This window comes from Agromyces flavus, from assembly GCF_900104685.1.
In the GTDB taxonomy this organism is placed as follows: Bacteria; Actinomycetota; Actinomycetes; order Actinomycetales; family Microbacteriaceae; genus Agromyces; species Agromyces flavus.
On sequence record NZ_LT629755.1, the window covers coordinates 2,353,364 to 2,373,534 of the forward strand.

Annotated in this window: 13 protein-coding genes; 8 read left to right on the top strand and 5 right to left on the bottom strand. The window is 71.0% G+C overall.

Going from position 1 to position 20,171, the window contains the following annotated elements; translation table 11 throughout:
• Window positions 1-34: 34 nt before the first annotated feature.
• Both BLT99_RS18055 and BLT99_RS11190 read right to left on the bottom strand, forming a co-directional pair.
• Window positions 35-5,158: a family 78 glycoside hydrolase catalytic domain gene (locus tag BLT99_RS18055; RefSeq protein WP_229724341.1), complete on the bottom strand. Its 5,124-nt coding sequence runs from the start codon at window positions 5,156-5,158 to the stop codon at window positions 35-37.
• A 45-nt stretch (window positions 5,159-5,203) separates the two neighbouring features.
• Window positions 5,204-6,550 (bottom strand): MFS transporter, encoded by a 1,347-nt coding sequence (locus BLT99_RS11190; protein WP_092672334.1) that lies wholly within the window; start codon window positions 6,548-6,550, stop codon window positions 5,204-5,206.
• 140 nt (window positions 6,551-6,690) lie between these two features.
• Here BLT99_RS11190 and BLT99_RS11195 point away from each other — a divergent pair, with 140 nt between their 5' ends.
• The 3 genes from BLT99_RS11195 to BLT99_RS11205 are packed head-to-tail and all read left to right on the top strand — an operon-like array spanning window position 6,691 to window position 9,633.
• The gene (locus BLT99_RS11195; protein WP_172802972.1) at window positions 6,691-7,686 is read left to right on the top strand and encodes a LacI family DNA-binding transcriptional regulator; all 996 of its coding nucleotides are present in this window, start codon (window positions 6,691-6,693) and stop codon (window positions 7,684-7,686) included.
• 26 nt (window positions 7,687-7,712) lie between these two features.
• On the top strand, window positions 7,713-8,897 hold the full coding sequence (locus BLT99_RS11200) for an adenosylhomocysteinase (protein WP_092672337.1): 1,185 nt from the start codon (window positions 7,713-7,715) through the stop codon (window positions 8,895-8,897).
• 40 nt (window positions 8,898-8,937) lie between these two features.
• The gene (locus tag BLT99_RS11205) at window positions 8,938-9,633 is read left to right on the top strand and encodes an ion transporter (RefSeq protein WP_092672340.1); all 696 of its coding nucleotides are present in this window, start codon (window positions 8,938-8,940) and stop codon (window positions 9,631-9,633) included.
• A gap of 10 nt (window positions 9,634-9,643) precedes the next feature.
• Here BLT99_RS11205 and BLT99_RS11210 read toward each other — a convergent pair whose 3' ends face one another.
• A complete protein-coding gene (locus BLT99_RS11210; protein ID WP_092672343.1) occupies window positions 9,644-10,453 on the bottom strand; it encodes an alpha/beta fold hydrolase in 810 nt (269 codons plus the stop codon).
• Between the two features lie 94 nt (window positions 10,454-10,547).
• Here BLT99_RS11210 and BLT99_RS11215 point away from each other — a divergent pair, with 94 nt between their 5' ends.
• Genes BLT99_RS11215 through BLT99_RS11235 form a run of 5 tightly spaced genes read left to right on the top strand, consistent with a single transcriptional unit; the run spans window position 10,548 to window position 18,602 of the window.
• Entirely contained in the window at window positions 10,548-14,249 is a 3,702-nt protein-coding gene (locus BLT99_RS11215) for a nitrate reductase subunit alpha (RefSeq protein WP_092676156.1), read from the top strand.
• 15 nt (window positions 14,250-14,264) lie between these two features.
• Window positions 14,265-15,965 (top strand): nitrate reductase subunit beta, encoded by a 1,701-nt coding sequence (gene narH, locus BLT99_RS11220; protein ID WP_092672346.1) that lies wholly within the window; start codon window positions 14,265-14,267, stop codon window positions 15,963-15,965.
• The gene (gene narJ, locus BLT99_RS11225) at window positions 15,962-16,594 is read left to right on the top strand and encodes a nitrate reductase molybdenum cofactor assembly chaperone (RefSeq protein WP_092672349.1); all 633 of its coding nucleotides are present in this window, start codon (window positions 15,962-15,964) and stop codon (window positions 16,592-16,594) included. The genes narH and narJ overlap by 4 nt, the downstream gene beginning before the upstream one ends.
• Complete coding sequence (narI, locus tag BLT99_RS11230; protein WP_092672352.1) at window positions 16,591-17,385, top strand: respiratory nitrate reductase subunit gamma; 795 nt, start codon at window positions 16,591-16,593, stop codon at window positions 17,383-17,385. The genes narJ and narI overlap by 4 nt, the downstream gene beginning before the upstream one ends.
• Complete coding sequence (locus BLT99_RS11235; RefSeq protein ID WP_092672355.1) at window positions 17,382-18,602, top strand: nitrate/nitrite transporter; 1,221 nt, start codon at window positions 17,382-17,384, stop codon at window positions 18,600-18,602. The genes narI and BLT99_RS11235 overlap by 4 nt, the downstream gene beginning before the upstream one ends.
• A 3-nt stretch (window positions 18,603-18,605) precedes the next feature.
• On the opposite strand, the gene BLT99_RS11240 is transcribed toward BLT99_RS11235, so the two are convergent.
• Window positions 18,606-19,520: a potassium channel family protein gene (locus BLT99_RS11240; RefSeq protein ID WP_157674985.1), complete on the bottom strand. Its 915-nt coding sequence runs from the start codon at window positions 19,518-19,520 to the stop codon at window positions 18,606-18,608.
• 64 nt (window positions 19,521-19,584) lie between these two features.
• Window positions 19,585-20,085 (bottom strand): bifunctional nuclease family protein, encoded by a 501-nt coding sequence (locus BLT99_RS11245; protein WP_092672361.1) that lies wholly within the window; start codon window positions 20,083-20,085, stop codon window positions 19,585-19,587.
• Between the last annotated feature and the right edge of the window lie 86 nt (window positions 20,086-20,171).

Consider the following 20,171-nt stretch of genomic DNA (forward strand, 5'->3'; position numbering starts at 1 on the left):
CGAGACCGGAGCGGTGGCCGACGCGCCGCACGGCTCACGCGACCGGCTCCGGCTGGGCCGCGGCGAGGCTCAGCGCGATGAACCGGTCGAGCACGTCGTCGGCGAGGTCGACGCCGGGGAACCGTGCGAACTGGCCCATCGGCATCGATTCGACCATCTTCAGGGCATTCGCGTTCGCCTCGGCGGCGGCCTGTTGCTCGGCCGTGGCGTTCGCCATCATGCCCTGCATGAGCGCGGGCCCGACGACGGGGTGGCCGAACCACTCCTTGACCGTCGAGTCGAGGCTGAGCGCCGCGGGCCGGTCGACGTCGCCGTCGAGGGCGAGGTCGCGTGCCGCGACGATGTCGCTCGCCGAGCGGCCGAGCTCGAGGCGGTAGGTGCCGGGGGCGACCCACCAGCGGGAGCCGCGCGCATCCCAGTGCGCGAACGCACGGCGCTCGAGTTCGAGCGAGAGGATCGTCGACTCGCCGGGAGCGAGCTCGACCTTCGCGAACGCCCCCAGTTCACGGGCCGGGCGGCGGACCTTCGACCGCGCAGGCGCGACGTAGAGCTGCACGACCTCGGCGCCCGCCATCGGCCCCGCGTTCCGCACGGTGACCCGCGCCACGGCGGTGTCGGCGCCGGTCGTCTCGACCTCGAACGCCTCGACCTCGAAGCCGGTGTAGCTCAGGCCGTGCCCGAACGGGTACCGCACGACGCGGTCGGCGCTCGTGTAGTAGCGGTACCCGACGAACACGCCCTCGCCATGCCGCACGACCTCCTGCTCGCCCGGGAAGTTCAGGTACGTCGGGGTGTCGGCGAGCGCCAGCGGGATGGTCTCGGCGAGCCGGCCCGACGGGTTCACGACGCCGGTGAGCACGTCGGCGAGCGCGCCGCCCACGGCCTGGCCGAGCGCCCACCCCTCGACGATCGCGTCGACGTCGTCGTGCCAGGGCTCGAGCGAGACCACGCCCCCGTTGGACAGCACGACGACCGTGCGCTTCGCCACGGCGGCGACGGCCTGGATCGCGGCGACCTGCGCGCTGGGCAGGTCGAGGTGCTCGCGGTCGAAGCCCTCCGACTGGTCGATCTCGTACAGCCCGGCGAACACGACGACAACGTCGGCGGACGCCGCGGCGGCGCGCGCCTCGGCGAGCAGCGCGTCCCGCGTCGCTTCGTCGGCTGCCCGCTCGTATCCGGCGGCATAGGCCACGCGGTCGTCGCCCAGGGCGCGGCGAATCTCGTCGAGCGGAACGTCGACGCGGGTCGCGTTCACGTTCGAGCTGCCACCGCCCTGGTACTGGGGGTCGACCGCGAGCTCGCCGATCACGGCGACGCGCTGGCCGGCGCGCAGCGGGAGCGTCGCGTCCTCGTTGCGGAGCAGCACCACGGAGGCCGCGGCTGCCCGGCGAGCCAGGGCGTGATGGGCGTCGGCATCGAACGCGAAGGGTGCTGCTGCGACATCCGGCGCCGTCTGCTCGGCGAGGCGCCGCAGCCGTTCGACGCTCGCCTCGACCACCGCCCGGTCGAGCCGCTCCCCTCGGACCGCGGCGAGGATCGCCTCCGTTCCCTCGTCACCAGAGGTGGGCATCTCGAGATCGAGTCCCGCGGCGAGTGCCTCCACGCGGTCCTTGATCGCGCCCCAGTCCGAGACGACGAGGCCGTCGAAGCCCCACTCATCGCGCAGCAACTCGGTGAGCAGCCACCGGTTCTCCGACGAGAACACGCCGTTGATCGCGTTGTACGCGCTCATGACGGTCGCGGGCGCGGCATCCTTCACGACCCGCTCGAACGCGGGCAGGTAGATCTCGCGCAGGGTGCGCTCGTCGACCTCGGCGCTCACGCGCATCCGGTCGGTCTCCTGGCCGTTCACGGCGAAGTGCTTGAGCGACGCGCCGACGCCGGTCGACTGGAGGCCGCGCACCCACTCGGTGGCGAGCACGCCCGTCAGGCGCGGGTCCTCCGAGAGGTACTCGAATGTACGGCCGCCGAGCGGCGAGCGCTTGATGTTGATGCCGGGACCGAGCACGACGTCGACACCGAGGGCGCGGGCCTCGCGGCCGATGGCCTCGCCGATCTCGCGGGCGAGCGCCGGGTCCCAGCTCGAGCCGAGCGCGACCCCGGGCGGGAAGCACGTCGCCGGCACGCTCGCGTTGAGGCCGAGGTGGTCCCCGCCCTCGCGCTGCAGGCGGATGCCGTGCGGCCCGTCGACGAGCGTGAGCGAGCGGATGCCGCGGCCCTCGCGCGTCGCCCAGAAGCTCGCGCCGCTCAGCAGTGCCGCCTGCTCGGCGAGGTCGGCCTCGGCCGCCGCGGCCTCCTCGTCCGTCGGTTCGGCGGCTGTGAGCACGTCGGCCGGGATCGGCTCCCCGGTGGACACCGCGGCGAGCCCGCGTTCGAAGTCGACGAGCACTCCGTCGGGGTCGGGGAGCATGACCGCGATCTGCCGGGGCGTCACCTCGTCCTGACCGCGAAGGCCGGCCTGCATGTGATTGGCGGCCGCCGGGATGTGCTTCACCACGACGCCCGTGATGACGCGCATGGCCTCCTCGCTCTCGATCAGGTCGGCGAGACGCGAGTCGACGGTGAACACCGGCAGTTCGATCGGGTCCATCTCGAACGGCTCGGTCCACTCGTACTCGCCGTGTCCGAGGCCCGGGTGCTGCGCACCCGACGGCAGCACGACGTCGGCGACCGCGCCCACCGGTACGGTCGCCCGCACGGTCAGCCGTCCGTCCTCCAGCTGCCATCCGGAGGCCGCGCGACCGTACGGGGTCTCGAGCGAGGTCGTGGCGCTGGTGAGCCCGCGCTTCGGCGGCTGAGGCGCGATGCGGAGGCGGCGATATCCGGGAGCTGCGGGGGCGAGGCCGGCGACGCGATGCATCCAGTCGGCGACCGACCCGAAGGCGTAGTGGTTGAACGAGGTCATGCCGCTGGGGTTGACCGTCCCGTCGGGAAGGAGCGAGTCCCACCGCTCCCAGATCGTGGTGGCGCCGTGCTTGACCGAATAGAGCCACGACGGGTTCTGCGTCTGCAGCAGCAGCTTGTACGCCGCATCCGCATGTCCGTTCCGGCTGAGCGCGTCGGTCACCAGCGGGGTGCCGAGGAAGCCGGTGGCGATCCTGTAGCCGTGTTCGCGCACCAGCGCCGCGAGCCGATCTGCGGCGCGGCGCCGCTCGTCGGCGCCGTCGAGCAGGTCGAACTGCAGCGCGAGCGCATAGGACGTGACCGAGTCGGAGAGGAGCCTCCCGGACCCCGAGACGTACTCGCGGTGGAACGCGTCGCGCACCTCGTCGGCGAGGCGCCCGTAGCGCGCAGCGTCGTCGTCGCGACCGAGCAACGCCGCGGCGTTCGCGACGATCCGGGCGGACCTGGCGAAGTACGCCGTCGCGACGATCTCGGTGAACGTCATGGTCGCGTCGGGGCGCTCGGGCGGGGCGGTCGGGTCGAGCCAATCGCCGAACTGGTGGCCGCCGGTCCAGAGCCGGTCGTCGCCGGCGAGCCCGGCGACCTGGTCGACCCACGCGGCCATGCTGTCGAACTGCCGACGCAGCACCTCGAGATCGCCGCGGCGCTCGTAGATCGTCCATGGCACGACGGTCGCGGCATCGGCCCAACCGGCCTGCGGTGAAGCGGCGCCGGGCGTCGCCGCGGGCACGACCATCGGCACACCCCCCAGGCGCCGCTGCTCCGCCTCGAGGTCCCGCAGCCATGACACGAGGAATCCGGCGCTGTCGTAGAGGTACGACGCGGTCGGCGCGAACACCTGCAGGTCGCCCGTCCATCCCAGGCGCTCGTCGCGCTGCGGGCAGTCGGTGGGCACGTCGACGAAGTTGCCGCGCATGCCCCAGACGACGTTCTCGTGCAGTCGGTCGACGAGCGGCTCGGATGCCGCGAACCGGCCGGTGCGGTCCATGTCGGAGTGCAGCACCTCTGCGACCACCGCTGCGGGATCGAATGCACCCGGCCAGCCATCGATCTCGGCGTATCGGAAGCCGTGGAACGTGAACCTCGGCGCCCACGTCTCCTCGCCGTCGCCGCGCAGGACGTACCGGTCGGTCTGCTTCGCGGATCGGAGCGGCTCGATCGCCAGCTCCCCGTGCTCGAGCACCTCGGCGTGGCGGAGCGTGATCGTGTCGCCCGCGGTGCCGGTCACCGTGATGCGCAGCCGTCCGACGAGGTTCTGCCCGAAGTCGACGATCAGCTTGCCGGACGGGCTCGCGAGCACCTCGCGGACGGGGAGCGTCTCGGTGACACGCACGGGCGGACCGTCGGGTGCGACGAGGGTCGCGGGGTCGCGGTCCTGAGCGGCGGCCGCCTCCCATCCCGCGTCGTCGAAGTCGACCGTCGACCAGCCGGGGACGTCGCGGCGGCCGTCGAAGTCCTCGCCGTCGTACAGGTCGGCTGCGCGGATCGCGCTCGCGCCGACCTTCCAGTCGGTGCCGGATGCCACGATCTGCCGCCGTCCGTCGGCGTACTCGACCTCGAGCTGGGCGAGCACTCCGAGGCGGTCCCCGTAGAGGGCGCTCCCGCCGTCCCAGCCGAGGCGTCCGCGCCACCAGCCGTCGCCGAGCCAGGCGCCGACCGCGTTGCGTCCCGGGCGCACGAGGTCGGTCACGTCGAAGGTCGCATATCGGAGCCGCGACTCGTAGGCGGTCCATCCGGGCGTGAGCTCCTGGTCGCCGACGCGCGCGCCGTTGATCTCGAGTTCGACCAGCCCGTGGGCGGTCGCATAGAGGCGCGCACGCACGATGGGCGCGTCGTCGAGGTCGGCGACGCCGCGCACCAGCGGCGATCGCTCGCCCGCGAACGCGCCCTCGGGGTCCGGGCCGACCACCCGCGCCTGCCAGTCCGACGGCTCGAGCAGGCCGGCCTCGACCGGGGCCCATTCACTCCATTCCGACGCCGCGCCGCCCTCGTCGGTCACGCGTACCCGGACCTCGCGCCGCTCGCGGGACGCCAGCGGGGCGAACGGCCATGGCACGAGCACCGAATCAGGGCTGTCGACCGCGTGCGAGGCGGGCGTCGTGCCATCCGTCGCCTTCGACTCGACCTCGTAGCGTGCCTGACGCCACCCGGCGGGCGCCGACTCGACGATCCAGCTGAGGCGGGGCTCGGCCTCGCCGATGCCGAGCGCGTCGCGGTGGTGCTCGAAGCGGACGGGGGTGATGGTGATGCTCACGAGGGGTCCTTCGGTGGGGTTCGGATGTCGGAGGGCGCGGCCGGCTCAGCGCACCGAGCGGATGCGCAGGATGACGAGGCCGCCGGCGAGCACGAGCGCCGCGGCGACGATGAAGAGGAGCGAGTAGTTCTTGTCGCCGCCCGTGACCCCGACGAGCAGGATCGCGGAGGCGACGAGCGGACCCGCGGACTGTGGGATCGAGGTGGCGAAGCCGGTGATGCCCATGAACCTGCCTGCGTCGGTGGCCTTCTCGGGGAGCACGTCGAGCAGCAGCGCCTGGTCGACGGCAGAGAACATTCCGATCCCCGTCGAGACGATGAGCGACCCAGCGATGAGCAGCGGCAGGTCGGACGACAGCGCCATGGTCACCATTCCGGCCGCCATGAGCGCACCGCCCGCGACGACGAAGACCTTGCGGCGACGGAACCGGTCGGAGAGGAACCCGCCGCCGAGCGCGCCCGCGGTCACGGCGAGCACGCCGACGCCGCCGAGGGTGGCGATGATGCCCGCGACCTCGGTGACGTCGACGCCGAGGCGGTTCGCGAAGAAGAAGGCCGTGAACGTGGTGTTGAGCGTGAGGCCGAAGTAGAAGAGGAAGCGGCCCAGCCAGTTCCACGAGAAGTCGGGGTAGCGGCGCGGGTCGTAGACGTACTTGCGCAGCAGGCCCCCGACGGTCAGCGCGTCCTTCGGCAGCCCGCGGCTGTCGTCCTCGTGCACGAGCGTGACGAAGAGCGTGACGAGCACGACGCCGACGGCGCCGGGGATGAGGAACAACAGCAGCGCGTCGCCGGTGAAGCCGACGGTGAGGATGACACCGAAGACGGGCGCGACCTGCGTGGCGAAGCCGGTGAGCCCGGCGACCTTGCCGCGCTGTTCCTCGGGCAGCCGGTCGGCCGTCGAGTTCTGCAGGTTGCCGAGCACCGTGCCCCAGCCCCACTGCGCGAGCACCCAGCCGAGGCCGAGCACGAACACGTTCGGCGCGAGCGCCATCACCACGAGCGAGATCACGCCGACCACCATGCCGCCGATCATGAACGGGCGGCGGCGGCCGATGGCCGTCCGGGTGCGGTCGCTCCAGACGCCCATGAACGGCGCGGTGAGCATGACGAAGAGCGCACCGGCTCCCGTGATGTAGCCGAGCACCTCCTCGCGGCCGGGGGCGAGCTCGTTGAGCCGGATCGACAGCGAGATGGCGAGCGGGGTGATGAAGGCCATGAAGACGCCGAACTGCGCCAGGACCATGAACCAGATGTAGCGGGCGTTCACCTTGGGCAGGTCGGGAACGGGTGCGTCGTGGGCTTCGGCGATCACCTCGGGGTCGACGGTCGCGGTGGGCAGCGGGGACGGCACCGGGGTGACGATCGGCTCGTCGTCGCGGTCGGTGGGGTTCATGGGACTCCGTTGTCGTATGAATGCGGGCTGTGCTGGGGCATCCGCTCGGCTCGATGGTACTAGCGCGTGCTAGCGGATGGCAGCGATGCTACATTGAGTAACTAGCGCGCGCAAGTAGCGCCGTGAGAAAGGGTGAGCGGATGCCGCAGCCGACGACCACGCGACGAGTGACGGCCTCCGACATCGCCCGCTCGCTCGGCATCTCGCGAGCGACGGTCGGCTTCGTGCTCAACGACACACCCGGCCAGACCATCTCGGAGGCCACTCGCGTCCGCGTGCTCGACGAGGCCAAGCGCCTCGGCTACCGCCCGCACATCGCCGCCCGCGCGCTCGCGAGCGGGCGGACGCACATCGTGCTGCTCGTGCTGCCCGACTGGCCGCTCGACTTCAACCTGCGACGCAACATCGAGGAGGCCTCGCTCGCGCTCGACGAAGCCGGGTACGCCCTCATCACGTACACCCCGCACCCGACCGGACAGGCGCGCCCGCTCTGGGAGACGCTCGAGCCCGACCTCGTCATGTCCATGACGCCCTGGGCGACGGGTCGGCCCGAGTCCATCCGCTCTGCCGGCGTGACCCGCATCATCCCCGACCCCGAGCACCCGACCGCCGAGGAATGGAGCGAGGAAGGGCCCGTGCTGCAGGTGCGGCACCTGCACGACCTGGGTCACCGCGAGATCGCCTTCGCCGGCTCGGCAGACCCGCGCGTCGCCGATCTCGTGCGGCTGCGCCGGCGGGCGGCCGATCAGACCGCCGCGGCACTCGGGCTCGGCTCGCTCCCCACCGCCGACATCGAGCTGACGGATGCCTCGGCGGGCACCGAACTCGCCGAATGGCGTGACCGCGGCGTGACCGCCATCGCCGCGTACAACGACGACGTCGCCGGCGCCCTCGTCGGCGCGGCCCTGCGGATGGGACTCGCGATCCCCGGCGACCTCTCGGTGATCGGTCATGACGACACCCCGCTCGCCGCGATGTTCGAGCCGGCACTGTCGACGATCCACGTCGACACGGCGGGCCTCGGCCGCTTCTTCGCCGAGCTCGCCCTCAGCGCGGTCGAGGGTCGCCCGGCGCCGACGGTCGCGCCCGAGCTGCGCGCCACGCTCGTCGAACGCGCGTCGACGGCTGCTCGCTGAGTTTCGCCCCTCGCTAGAGTGCACGGATGACCCACGCCGACCTCATCAGCACCGGCGCCGCGCGCGTCGACTGGATCCGCTCCCGCATGGGGCTGCTCGCGGACGTGCGCCGCGAGTTCGCTGCCAGCCGGCCCTTCGACGGGCGCCGCATCGGGATGTCGCTGCACGTCGAGCCGAAGACGGCCGTGCTCGTCGAGACCCTCGCGGCCGGCGGCGCCGAGCTCGTGGGCACCGGCAACTTCGGGTCCACGCAGGACGACGTGGTCGCGTACCTCAACACGCTGCCCGGCATCACGATCGTCGGGCGGCGATCCGATCCGCTCGAACAACACGAGCGCAACGTCGCCACGGTGCTCGACGCGGATCCCGACATCCTGCTCGACAATGGCGGCGACCTCGCCGCCGGCATCGTCGCTCGCGGTCTCGGCGACCGGATCATCGGCGGCACCGAGGAGACCACGAGCGGCGGCGATCGGCTGCGCGGCGAGCTACACGGGCGCGTGCCGTTCCCGGTCATCGTGATCAACGACAGCCTCCTCAAGGCCATCGGCGAGAACAAGCACGCCGTCGGGCAGTCCGCGGTCGAGAGCTTCATGCGCCTCACGAACGCGATGGTGACCGGGCGCCGCTTCGTGGTCTTCGGGTACGGATGGTGCGGCCGCGGCGTCGCGCACTACCTGCGCGCGCTCGGCGGCAAGGTCGCGGTCGTCGACGTCGACGAGCTCAAGGCGTTCGAGGCGACCCTCGACGGCTTCCGGGTCGGCACGGGTGACGACTTCGCCGAGTGGGGCGACGTCTTCATCACCGCGACCGGCCGGCCCGACGTGCTCGGCTTCGACCTCATCGAGCGCATGCACGACGGCGCGATCGTGGGCAACATCGGGCACGTCCCCTGGGAGATCGACGTGCCCGCGCTCCGGGCGAACGCGGTCGCCCGTACACGTGTCGTCGACGCGATCGACCGCTTCGACCTGCCGAACGGGCGGCACGTGGTGCTCCTGGCCGAGGGCCGCATGTTCAACCTCGCGGGCACCGAGCCGAAGGGCAACTCGCTCGAGTCGATGGACCTCGGCTTCCTGCTGCAGTCGCTCTCGCTCGAGCGCGTCGCGACGCGCGCGGTCGAGCTCACCGCAGGGCCGCAGCCCGTGCCCGACGACCTCGACCGCACGATCGCCCGCCGCATGATGGCGATCCTGAACGCGGCGGCCTAGGCGGCGAGGGCGCGCGAATGCCCTGTGCCAGAATCCACGCATGGCGAAGGTTCGCTCCGAACTGAAGGGCACGGGCTACGAGATCTTCATCGGCGCGCTGTCCGTGCTGTCGATCGTCAACCTCGTCCTGCTATTCGCCCTCGGCGACGATGGGTCGCTGGCCACCGTGCTCGTGGTCATGAACGCCCTGTTCAGTGCCGTCTTCCTGGCCGACTTCACGTATCGGCTCGTGACGGCGCCCCACCGCGGCGCCTACTTCTTCCGGCACTACGGATGGGCGGACCTCCTCGCGAGCCTGCCGTTCCCGCAGTTCAAGGTGCTGCGACTCTTCCGGATCGTCCGCGTCATCCGCCTGATGCGCGAGATCGGACCGGGCATGGTCTGGCGCACGCTGGTGAGGGACCGGGCCGGGAGCGCGTTGTACGCGCTGCTGCTCATGGGCGTGTTCGTCCTGCAGTTCGGGAGCCTCACCATCCTGTACATCGAGCAGGACGCAGAGGGCGCGAACATCACGACGGCCTCGGACGCCCTGTGGTACACCATCGTCACGATCTCGACGGTCGGCTACGGCGACCAGTACCCCGTCACCAACGCGGGTCGATTCGCCGGCACGCTCATGATCGTGCTGGGCGTGGCCATCTTCGGCACGTTCACGGGGTACCTCGCGAACCTGTTCCTGGCGCCGCCGAAGGCCGAGTCGAGCCAGGCGAGCGGCCAGGAACCGCCGGCATCCTGACCGCGCGTCGTCAGCCCGCCTGCCCGAGGAACTCGAGCGCCGACTGCCGGAACGCGCGCGACCCGGGCGCGTTGAAGTGGTGCCGACCCGGGATCTCGACGAAGGTCCCATTGGGGGCGGATTCCGCCAGGCGACGCGAGCGCTCGATGATCGGGTCCTCCGTGCCGGTCGCGAAGAGGACCGGCTGGAGCGGCGGGTCGCTCGGGTCGGGGTCGGCATCGCCGAAGCGCATGCCCTCGGCGAGCGCGACGAGCGCACGCAGGTCGTTGCCGGCCACCCGCTCGCCCAGCTTGATGTAGTCCAGGGTCACCGGGTCCTCGACGGGGGTGCCCTGTTCGGCGTAGGCGCGGGCCTGGTCGATCCGCACGCGACCGAGCGGCCGGCCGTCGGGGATGCCGCCGAGCACCGCCCGCTCGACGTGATCGGGCACCTGCACCGCGACCTGCCAACCGACGCGCGCGCCGAGCGAGTAGCCGACGTAGTGCACCTCGTCGCACAGGTACGTGTCGAGGACCGTGACGAGGTCGCCCACGAACGCGTCCATGCTGTAGTCGGTCGCGAGGTGCGGCTTCTCGCTGAGGCCGTGGCCGCGCTGGTCGACGCCGAGCACCCGATACCCGGCGCGCGTCAGGTCGCGCACCCACCCGGTGCTCACCCAGTTGTCGCGGCAGCTCGACGCGAAGCCGTGCACGCACAGCGCGGTCGGCGCATCCGGTGCCTCGGCCTCCCACAGGTAGGTCGCGATCCGCAGGCCGTCGCCCACCATGACGAACTGCGGCGACGGCATCTCGGTGAGCGCGGCGGGGGCGGTGACATCCATGCGGCCATTCTGCCCCGGCGCCCTGTCCCGGTCGGCAGAAGGGGGACCGAGGTCCTCTGGTGCGCCGCGCGCCGCCTGCGCTATGGTCCGGGGCATGGCCTCCAACACCGGAGTTGATGGTCCCGCGTCCGACGCCCTGCTCGAGATCGGACGCTTCTTCACGAGGCGCGATGAGACCGCCGATCACCGTGCGGTCTTCCTCGAGGGCGGCCGCAAGGGCGATGCGTTCTACCGCGACCGATGGAGTCACGACAAGGTCGTTCGGTCGACCCACGGGGTGAACTGCACGGGCTCGTGCTCGTGGAAGGTGTACGTCAAGGACGGCATCATCACCTGGGAGGCGCAGCAGACCGACTACCCGAGCGTCGGCCCCGACCGACCCGAGTACGAGCCCCGCGGATGCCCCCGCGGGGCCGCGTTCTCCTGGTACACCTACTCGCCGACGCGCGTCCGCTATCCGTACATCCGCGGCGTCCTCCTCGAGGCCTACCGCGAGGCGAAGGCGCGCCTGGGTGATCCGGTGCTCGCGTTCGGCGAGATCAGCACGAACCCCGAGACCCGACGCCGCTACCAGCAGGCGCGGGGCAAGGGCGGACTGATGCGCGCGAGCTGGGCCGAGGCGGTCGAACTGGTGGCCGCCGGCTACGTGCACACGATCAAGGCGTACGGCCCCGACCGGTGCGCAGGCTTCTCGCCCATCCCCGCGATGTCGATGGTGTCGCACTGCGTGGGCACCCGGTTCACGCAGCTCATCGGCGGCGTCATGACGAGCTTCTACGACTGGTATGCCGACCTTCCGGTTGCCAGCCCGCAGGTGTTCGGCGACCAGACCGACGTGCCCGAGTCGGGCGACTGGTGGGATGCCACGTACCTCATGATGTGGGGCTCGAACGTGCCGGTCACGCGCACGCCGGATGCGCACTGGATGGCCGAGGTCCGTTACCGCGGCACCAAGGTCGTCACCGTCAGCCCCGACTACGCCGACAACACGAAGTTCGCCGACGAGTGGCTGCCGTGCCAGGCCGGCACCGATGCGGCGCTCGCGATGGCGATGGGCCACGTGCTGCTGAAGGAGCACTACGTCGACCGGCGCGTGCCGTTCTTCGTCGACTTCGCGCGCACCTACACCGACCTGCCGCATCTCATCACGCTCGTCGAGCACGCCGACGGCGGTCTCGTGCCGGGCAAGTTCCTGACCTCGGCCGACCTCGGCGGCACGGCCGACGAGGAGGCGTGGAAGACGATCGTGCTCGACGCGGCCACGGGCGAGCCGGTCGTCCCGAACGGGTCGATGGGCTTCCGCTACGCGGACTCCGGCGTCGGCCGCTGGAACCTCGACCTCGGCGAGACGCTGCCCGCCCTGTCGGTGCGCGACGCGAAGGTCGACGCCGAGGACGCCGAGGTGCTGCTCCCCCGGTTCGACGCACCGGATGGTTCGGGGGCCGTACTCCGCCGCGGGGTCCCGGCCACGCGCATCGGCGGCCGACTGGTCACCACCGTGTTCGACCTGCTGTTGGCGCAGTACGGCGTCGCACGCATCGGGCTCCCCGGCGAGTGGCCGACGGACTACGACGATCGCGCGACGCCGTACACGCCGGCGTGGCAGGAGGAGATCACCGGCGTGCCCGCCGAGGCGTGCATCCGCATCGCGCGCGAGTTCACGCAGAACGCGATCGACTCGGGCGGGCGCTCGATGATCATCATGGGCGCGGGTATCTGCCAGTGGTTCCACGGCGATGCGACGTATCGCGCCATCCTGTCGCTGCTCATCCTCACGGGCTCGATGGGCCGCAACGGCGGGGGCTGGGCGCACTACGTCGGCCAGGAGAAATGCCGCCCGATCACCGGATGGCTCTCGCTCGCGAATGCGCTCGACTGGTCGCGCCCGCCGCGCACGATGACCGGCACGTCCTACTGGTACATGCACACCGACCAGTGGCGCTTCGACGGCTACTCGGCCGACGCGCTCGCGTCGCCGCTCGCCGAGGGAAACCTCGACGGCATGCACACGGCCGACACGATCGCGCAGTCGGCGCGGCTCGGGTGGATGCCGTTCTACCCACAGTTCGACCGCAACCCGCTCGAGGTCGCCGACCATGCGGTGGCGGCCGTCGCCGAGGGAAGCGCCGCGGACGCGGCATCCTTCGTCGCCCGCTCGCTCGGAGACGGAACGCTCAAGACCGCGATCTCCGACATCGACGCACCCGCGAGTTGGCCGCGCATCCTCACGCTGTGGCGCTCGAACCTCATGGGCTCGTCGGCGAAGGGCAACGAGTACTTCCTCAAGCACCTGCTGGGCACGCACAGCAACGTGATGGCCTCCGACGAGGCGTCCGTCCGCCCGCGCGAGATCGCGTGGCGCGACGAGATCCCCGAGGGCAAGCTCGACCTGCTCGTCTCGGCCGACTTCCGGATGACCTCGACCACCCTGCTCTCGGACGTAGTGTTCCCCGCCGCGACCTGGTACGAGAAGCACGACCTCTCGTCGACCGACATGCACCCGTTCGTGCACGCGTTCACGCCCGCCATCGACCCGCCGTGGGAGGCGAAGAGCGACTTCGACCTGTTCCACGCGATCGCCCGGGACCTGTCGCGGATGGCGCAGGCGCACCTCGGCACGCGCAAGGACCTCGTCGCGGTGCCGATGCAGCACGACACCCCCGGCGAGACCGCGCAACCCGGCGGCGCCGTTCGCGACTGGGCGCGCGGCGACATCCCACCGACCCCCGGCAGGACGATGCCCGTCTACGCGATCGTCGAACGCGACTACACCGCGATCGCCGACAAGCTCGCGACCGTCGGCCCGCTCGCCGACACCCTCGGCTTCACGATCAAGAACGTCACGTACGACGTGAGCCACGAGGTCGAGCGGCTCGCGAAGGCGCACGGCGTGCTGCCCGACGGCCCGGCGGCCGGCCGACCGGCGATCGACACCGACGTGAAGCTCGCCGAGGCGATCCTGTCGTTCTCGGGCACGACGAACGGGGAGCTCGCGGTGCAGGGCTTCAAGACCCTCGAGAAACGCGTCGGCAAGCCCCTCGCCGACCTCGCCGAGGGGTCGGAGGAGAAGCGCATCACGTTCGCGATGACGCAGGCCGCGCCCGTGCCGGTCATCACGAGCCCCGAGTGGTCGGGCTCCGAGACGGGCGGCCGCCGCTACGCGCCGTTCACCGTGAACATCGAGCGGCTGAAGCCGTTCCACACGCTCACCGGCCGCATGCACTTCTACCTCGACCACGACTGGATGCGCGACCTCGGCGAGACCATGCCGATCTACCGCCCGCCGCTCGACATGCACCGGCTGTTCGGCGAACCGCGGCTGGGCCCCGACGGGCGGCAGCAGGTCGTCGTCCGCTACCTCACGCCGCACTCGAAGTGGTCGATCCACTCCGAGTACCAGGACAACCTCTTCATGCTCTCGCTCTCGCGCGGCGGGCCCACGGTCTGGATGTGCCCGTCGGACGCGGCGGCCATCGGCGCCGCCGACAACGACTGGGTCGAGTGCGTGAACTCGAACGGCGTGCTCGTCGCGCGCGCGATCGTCTCGCACCGCATGCCCGAGGGCGTCGTGTACGTGCACCACGCGCAGGAGCGCACGATCGACGTGCCCAAGTCGGAGGCGACCGGCCGACGCGGCGGCATCCACAACTCGGTGACCCGGCTGCTCGTGAAGCCGTCGCATCTCATCGGCGGGTACGCGCAGCTGTCGTACACGTTCAACTACCTCGGCCCGACCGGCAACCAGCGCGACATGGTGGCGACGATCCGCCGCCGCAGCCAAGAAGTGACGTACTGAGGAGGTGAGCCGTTCATGCGCGTGATGGCCCAGATGGGCATGGTCATGAACCTCGACAAGTGCATCGGATGCCACACGTGCTCGGTCACGTGCAAGCAGGCGTGGACCAACCGCGCCGGCACCGAGTACGTCTGGTTCAACAACGTCGAGACGCGACCCGGGCAGGGGTACCCGCGCCGGTACGAGGACCAGCAGACCTGGCGCGGCGGCTGGGCCCTGAACTCACGCGGCCGGATGAAGCTGCGCACCGGCAGCCGGCTCAAGCGCCTGCTCACGATCTTCTCCTCACCCGTGCAGCCCAAGCTCGAGGACTACTACGAGCCGTGGACCTACGACTACGAGACGCTCATCGACGCACCCCTCGGCGACGACTTCCCCGTCGCGCGCCCGAAGTCGCTCATCACCGGCGAGGACACGAAGATCACGTGGTCGGCGAACTGGGACGACGACCTCGGCGGCACCAGCGAGCTCGGCCACCTCGACCCCGTGGTCGAGAAGGTGCGGCGCGAATCCGAGGACGCGATCACGTTCCAGTTCGAGCAGACGTTCATGTTCTACCTGCCGCGCATCTGCGAGCACTGCCTCAACCCGTCGTGCATGGCGTCCTGCCCGTCGGGCGCGATCTACAAGCGCGAGGAGGACGGCATCGTCCTCGTCGACCAGGACCGTTGCCGCGGCTGGCGCCAGTGCATCACCGGATGCCCGTACAAGAAGATCTACTTCAACCACAAGACGGGCAAGGCCGAGAAGTGCACGCTGTGCTACCCGCGCCTCGAGGTCGGCATCCCGACCGTGTGCTCGGAGACGTGCGTCGGCCGCCTGCGCTACCTCGGGCTCTTCCTCTACGACGCCGACCGCGTGACCGAAGCCGCCTCGACGCCCGACGAGAAGGACCTGTACGAGGCGCAGCTCGACCTCATGCTCGATCCCGACGATCCCGACGTCATCGCCGCGGCGCGCGAGCAGGGCATCGCCGACGACTGGATGGACGCCGCCCGGCGGTCGCCGGTGTACGCGCTCGCGAAGAAGTACCGGGTCGCGCTGCCGCTGCACCCGGAATACCGCACGATGCCGATGGTCTGGTACATCCCGCCGCTCTCGCCCATCGTCGACCTGCTGCGCGACCAGGGCCACGACGCCGAGTCGGCCGGCACGCTGTTCGGCGCGATCGAGGCGCTCCGGATCCCCGTCGAGTACCTCGCCGAGCTCTTCACCGCGGGCGACACCGACCTCGTCACGGGCGTGCTGCGCAAGCTCGCCGCCATGCGGGCGTACCTGCGAGACATCGCGCTGAGCCGGCCGACCAACGAGTCGATCGCGCAGGCCGTCGGCATGGACGGCGCAACCGTCTACGAGATGTACCGGCTGCTGGCGATCGCGAAGTACGACGAGCGGTACGTCATCCCGACCGCGCACTACGAGCGCGCACACGAGCTCGAGGAGCTCGGCTGCTCGCTCGACTTCGACGGCGGCCCCTACGAGCTGGGATCCGGGCCCTTCGGCGAGGCGAGCGGTCGACCGGCGCCCGTGGCGGTCGAGACGTTCCAAGCCCTGCGCGAACGGCAGACCTCCGATCGAGCCGCCGGCGACGAGACCCTCCGCGGCCGCGTGAACCTGCTCAACTGGGATGGGCAGGGTGCGCCGCCGGGGCTGTTCCCCGAACGTGCCGAACGCCCGTCGGCCGACGACGTCGCCCGAGAGCTGGAGGAGCCGTGAACCGGCCCGTCGTGTACCAGGCAGCCTCGATCTGCCTGAGCTATCCCGACGAGACGGTGCTCGGGACCGCGGGCCTGGTCCGCCGCGCGCTGGAGGAGTCGGCGCCGGCGGCCGCGCCATCCTTCGCACCGCTGCTCGACTGGTGGGCGACCACACCCGCGGCCGACGTTCAGCGCACCTACGTCGACGTGTTCGACCTGTCGAAGCGCCACGCGCTCTACCTGTCGTACTGGACGGACGGGGACACGCGCCGTCGCGGCATGGTGCTCGTCGACTTCCGCCAGCGGTATCGCAACGCGGGCCTCGAGCTCGAGGCATCCGGCTCGCGCGAGCTGCCCGACCACCTGCCGCTCGTGCTGGAGTTCGCGCGCCACCGCCCGGAGGCCGGCGCGGCCCTGCTGCAGGAGTACCGGGCGAGCCTCGAGCTGATCCGACTCGCGCTCGCGGAACGCGAGTCGCCGTACGCGGGCGTGGTCGCGGCGGTGTGCGCGACATTGCCCGGCCGTTCGCCCGCCGACCGGCAGCACGCCATGGCGATGGCCTCGGCCGGACCGCCGACCGAATCCGTCGGGCTCGAACCGTACGATCCGCGGCTGCTGCCGCTGTCGACGGCCGGAGGACGCGCATGAGCGTGCTGCTGTGGGGCGTGCTGCCGTACGTCATGGTCGCGATTCTCATCGGCGGCCTCATCTGGCGGTACCGGTACGACCAGTTCGGCTGGACGACCCGCTCGTCGCAGCTCTACGAGTCGCGGCTGCTGCGCATCGGCTCCCCGCTGTTCCACTTCGGCATCCTCGTCGTGATCATCGGTCACGTCATCGGGCTCGTCATCCCGAAGTCGTGGACCGACGCGGTCGGCGTCTCCGAGGACCTGTACCACGTGACCGCGCTCGGGCTCGGCACCGTCGCCGGCATCGCGACGCTCGTGGGCGTCGTCATCCTGATCTACCGGCGCCGCACGACCGGGCCGGTGTTCATGGCGACGACCAGGAACGACAAGACGATGTACGTGGTGCTCGTGGCGGCGATCGTCGCAGGCCTCGCGACCACGGTGATCAGCGTGTTCGGGCCGCACGAGGAGGTGACCTACCGCGAGACCGTCTCGCCGTGGTTCCGCTCGCTCTTCGTCTTCCAGCCCGACATCGCGGCGATGTCGGAGGCCTCGCTCGCCTTCCAGCTCCACACGCTGATCGGCATGCTGCTCTTCGCGATCTGGCCCTTCACGCGCCTCGTGCACGCGTTCACCGCCCCGATCCACTACCTGTTCCGCCCGTACATCGTGTACCGCTCGCGCGACGCGCGGCCCGCGCCCGGCTCCGGCATCCGCCGGCGCGGGTGGGCGCCCGTCGGCACGCCCGACCGGGCCGGCGACCGTCGGCCCGCCCGAACGCCGGACCGCACCGGAAGGGGAACGAGATGACCGAGGCCTCCGCGAAGCCGACCTCCGAGATCACGGCGCTCCCCGGCCGGGGACTCAACCTCGGACTCGCGCTGCTCGCCTTCGCGATCACGTTCTGGGCGTGGAACCTCATCGCCCCGCTCGCCGTGCGCTACGCCGACGGGCTGGGGCTGGATGCCGCGCAGACCTCGGTGCTCATCGCGACGCCGGTGCTGGTCGGCTCACTCGGCCGAATCCTCACGGGCGCGCTCACCGACCGGTTCGGCGGCCGGACCATGTTCACGATCCTCACCGCGGTGTCGGCCGTGCCCGTGCTGCTCGTCATGTACGCCGGCCAGATCGGCTCGTACCCGCTGCTCATCGCGTTCGGGTTCCTGCTCGGTATCGCGGGCACCACGTTCGCCGTCGGCATCCCCTTCGTGAACGCCTGGTACGAGCCATCGAAGCGCGGCTTCGCGACCGGCCTGTTCGGCGCCGGCATGGGCGGCACGGCACTCTCGTCGTTCTTCACCCCACGGATGGTGGCGTGGTTCGGCTACACGGCGACGCACCTCATCATCGCGGTCGCCCTCCTGGTCGTCGCGGCCACCGTCTGGGTGTTCATGCGCGACGCCCCGACCTGGAAGCCGAACACCGACCGGGTGATGCCGAAGCTCGTGGCCGCATCGAAGCTCGCGGTGACGTGGCAGATGGCCTTCCTGTACGCCGTGACCTTCGGCGGATTCGTGGCGTTCTCGACGTACCTCCCGACGTACCTCAAGGAGGTGTACGGCTTCGACCTCGCCGACGCGGGCGCCCGCACGGCCGGCTTCGCGATCGCTGCCGTCATCTCACGCCCCGTCGGCGGCTGGCTGTCCGACCGGATCGGCCCGGCGAAGGTGCTCGGCATCTCCCTCGCGGGTGCGGCCGTGATGGCCGTCGTCATCGCGCTCAAGCCGCCGCCCGAGCTGCTCGCGGGCTCCTCGTTCGTGCTCATGGCCGTCTTCCTCGGCCTCGGTACGGGTGCGGTGTTCACGTGGGTCGCCCAGCGTGCGCCCGCCGAGCGCGTCGGCACGGTCACCGGGATCGTCGGCGCGGCCGGCGGACTCGGCGGCTTCTTCCCGCCGCTCGTCATGGGTGCGACGTACAACGCCGAGACGCACAGCTACACGATCGGCCTGCTGCTGCTCTGCGCCACGGCGCTCGCCGCGCTCGCGTTCACGTTCCTGCTCGCACGACGGGATCGCGCGCGGGCATGACCGTCAGGACGCCTCGGTCGCGACATCCGGCGCCTGCCACGGCCGCTGCCGATGCTGACGGGCGTATTCGCGGAGCGTGCCGTCGGTGTCGCCCTCGGCGACGACGGCCTCCGGCATGAACCGCCCGCGCAGCACGTGGCAGAAGTCGTCCACCGCTTCCTCGAGCATCTGGCCGCTGATCCGGACGGTGCGATCGGATGAACGGCGCGCGAGCCGGGCCAGGTGCAGGGCGTACGGCAGTTGCGCCGCGAGCGAGGCCTCGGGGTCGTCTTCGGTGAAGTAGTACGACTCGGCGTTGTGCCAGACATCCACTCGGGCTTGGGCGAGGTCGGTGGTGATCCCGTCGAGCAAGGCGCTGGAGGTCGCCGACTCCATGTCGAGCAGGTGGTCGGCCGTGTCGGCCCGCCGGGCGAGCGCGATCCGCAGCGCGAGCGCGCGCCGCCGCCCGAGTCCGGGATACAGCTCGATGAACCAGGACACCGCGGCCGTCAGCAGCGCGAACCCGATCAGCGCCTGCAGCGGCGCGAACGCGCGCAGCCACGGGTCGATGGGGTACACGTCGCCGAGTCCGAGCGTCGACATGTTCACGGACGAGAAGTAGAACGCCTCGAGGATGGCCGGGGACGCGCCGGGCGTGATCCCGGGATTGTACGAGAAGCCGTCGGGCACGTACGGAACGTAGACGAAGGTCCATCCCACGATCTGGAACCCGGCCCACACCGTCACGACCGCGACCGCCGCGAACGGGCCGGCCAGGGTGCGGCCGCGCCGTCCGAATCGGGAGGACAACGTCCACGAGGCGCTCGCCGCGTAATGCGAGAATCGCCCGCGGCCAGTCGGATGCAACAGGGTGTGGAACACCTCGTTGAGGCCGACCGCGATGAGCGCGAAGCCGGCGACCGTCCAGATCCAGCCCACGTGGTCGATTGTCCCGGATGGTGCGCCCGCAGTGGCTCGCATACGGGGTGTGTCCCCGCGTGGCTCAGCCCTGGAAGTCCTCGGGGTCGACGTCGTCGAGGAACTTCTTGAACTCCTCTAGCTTCTCCTCCTCAGTCTCCTCGTGCGGTTCGACCATCTCGGCGGGGATGCCGGCCTCGTCGAGCACCTCGTCGGCGACGAACAACGGCGCGCCCGTGCGCGAGGCGAGCGCGACCGAGTCGGACGGCCGGGCGTCGATCGTGTACGTGCCGGTCGGCCCGGTGATCGAGAGCTCGGCGTAGAACGTGCCCTCGTCGATGCGCGTGACTTCGACGCGCTCGATGCGCGACCCGACCGCCTCGAGCAGCATCTTCATGAGGTCGTGCGACAGCGGTCGCGGCGCCTGCTCGCCCTGGATCGCGATGAGGATCGAGGTCGCCTCCTGCGCGCCGATCCAGATCGGCAGCACGCGCCCCTCGCTCGCCGCCTCGCCGAGCGGCTTCAGCAGGATGATGTGCTGCCCCGACGCGTCGAGCGCGACCCCGAGGACGCGGACCTGGACCATGACCCCTCCCGTCTGGCGATCGGGTGTTTCCCCAGCGTACGCCCGGTGCCGCCGACCGGGGCGGGCCCCTCGACCCACGGGTCGCG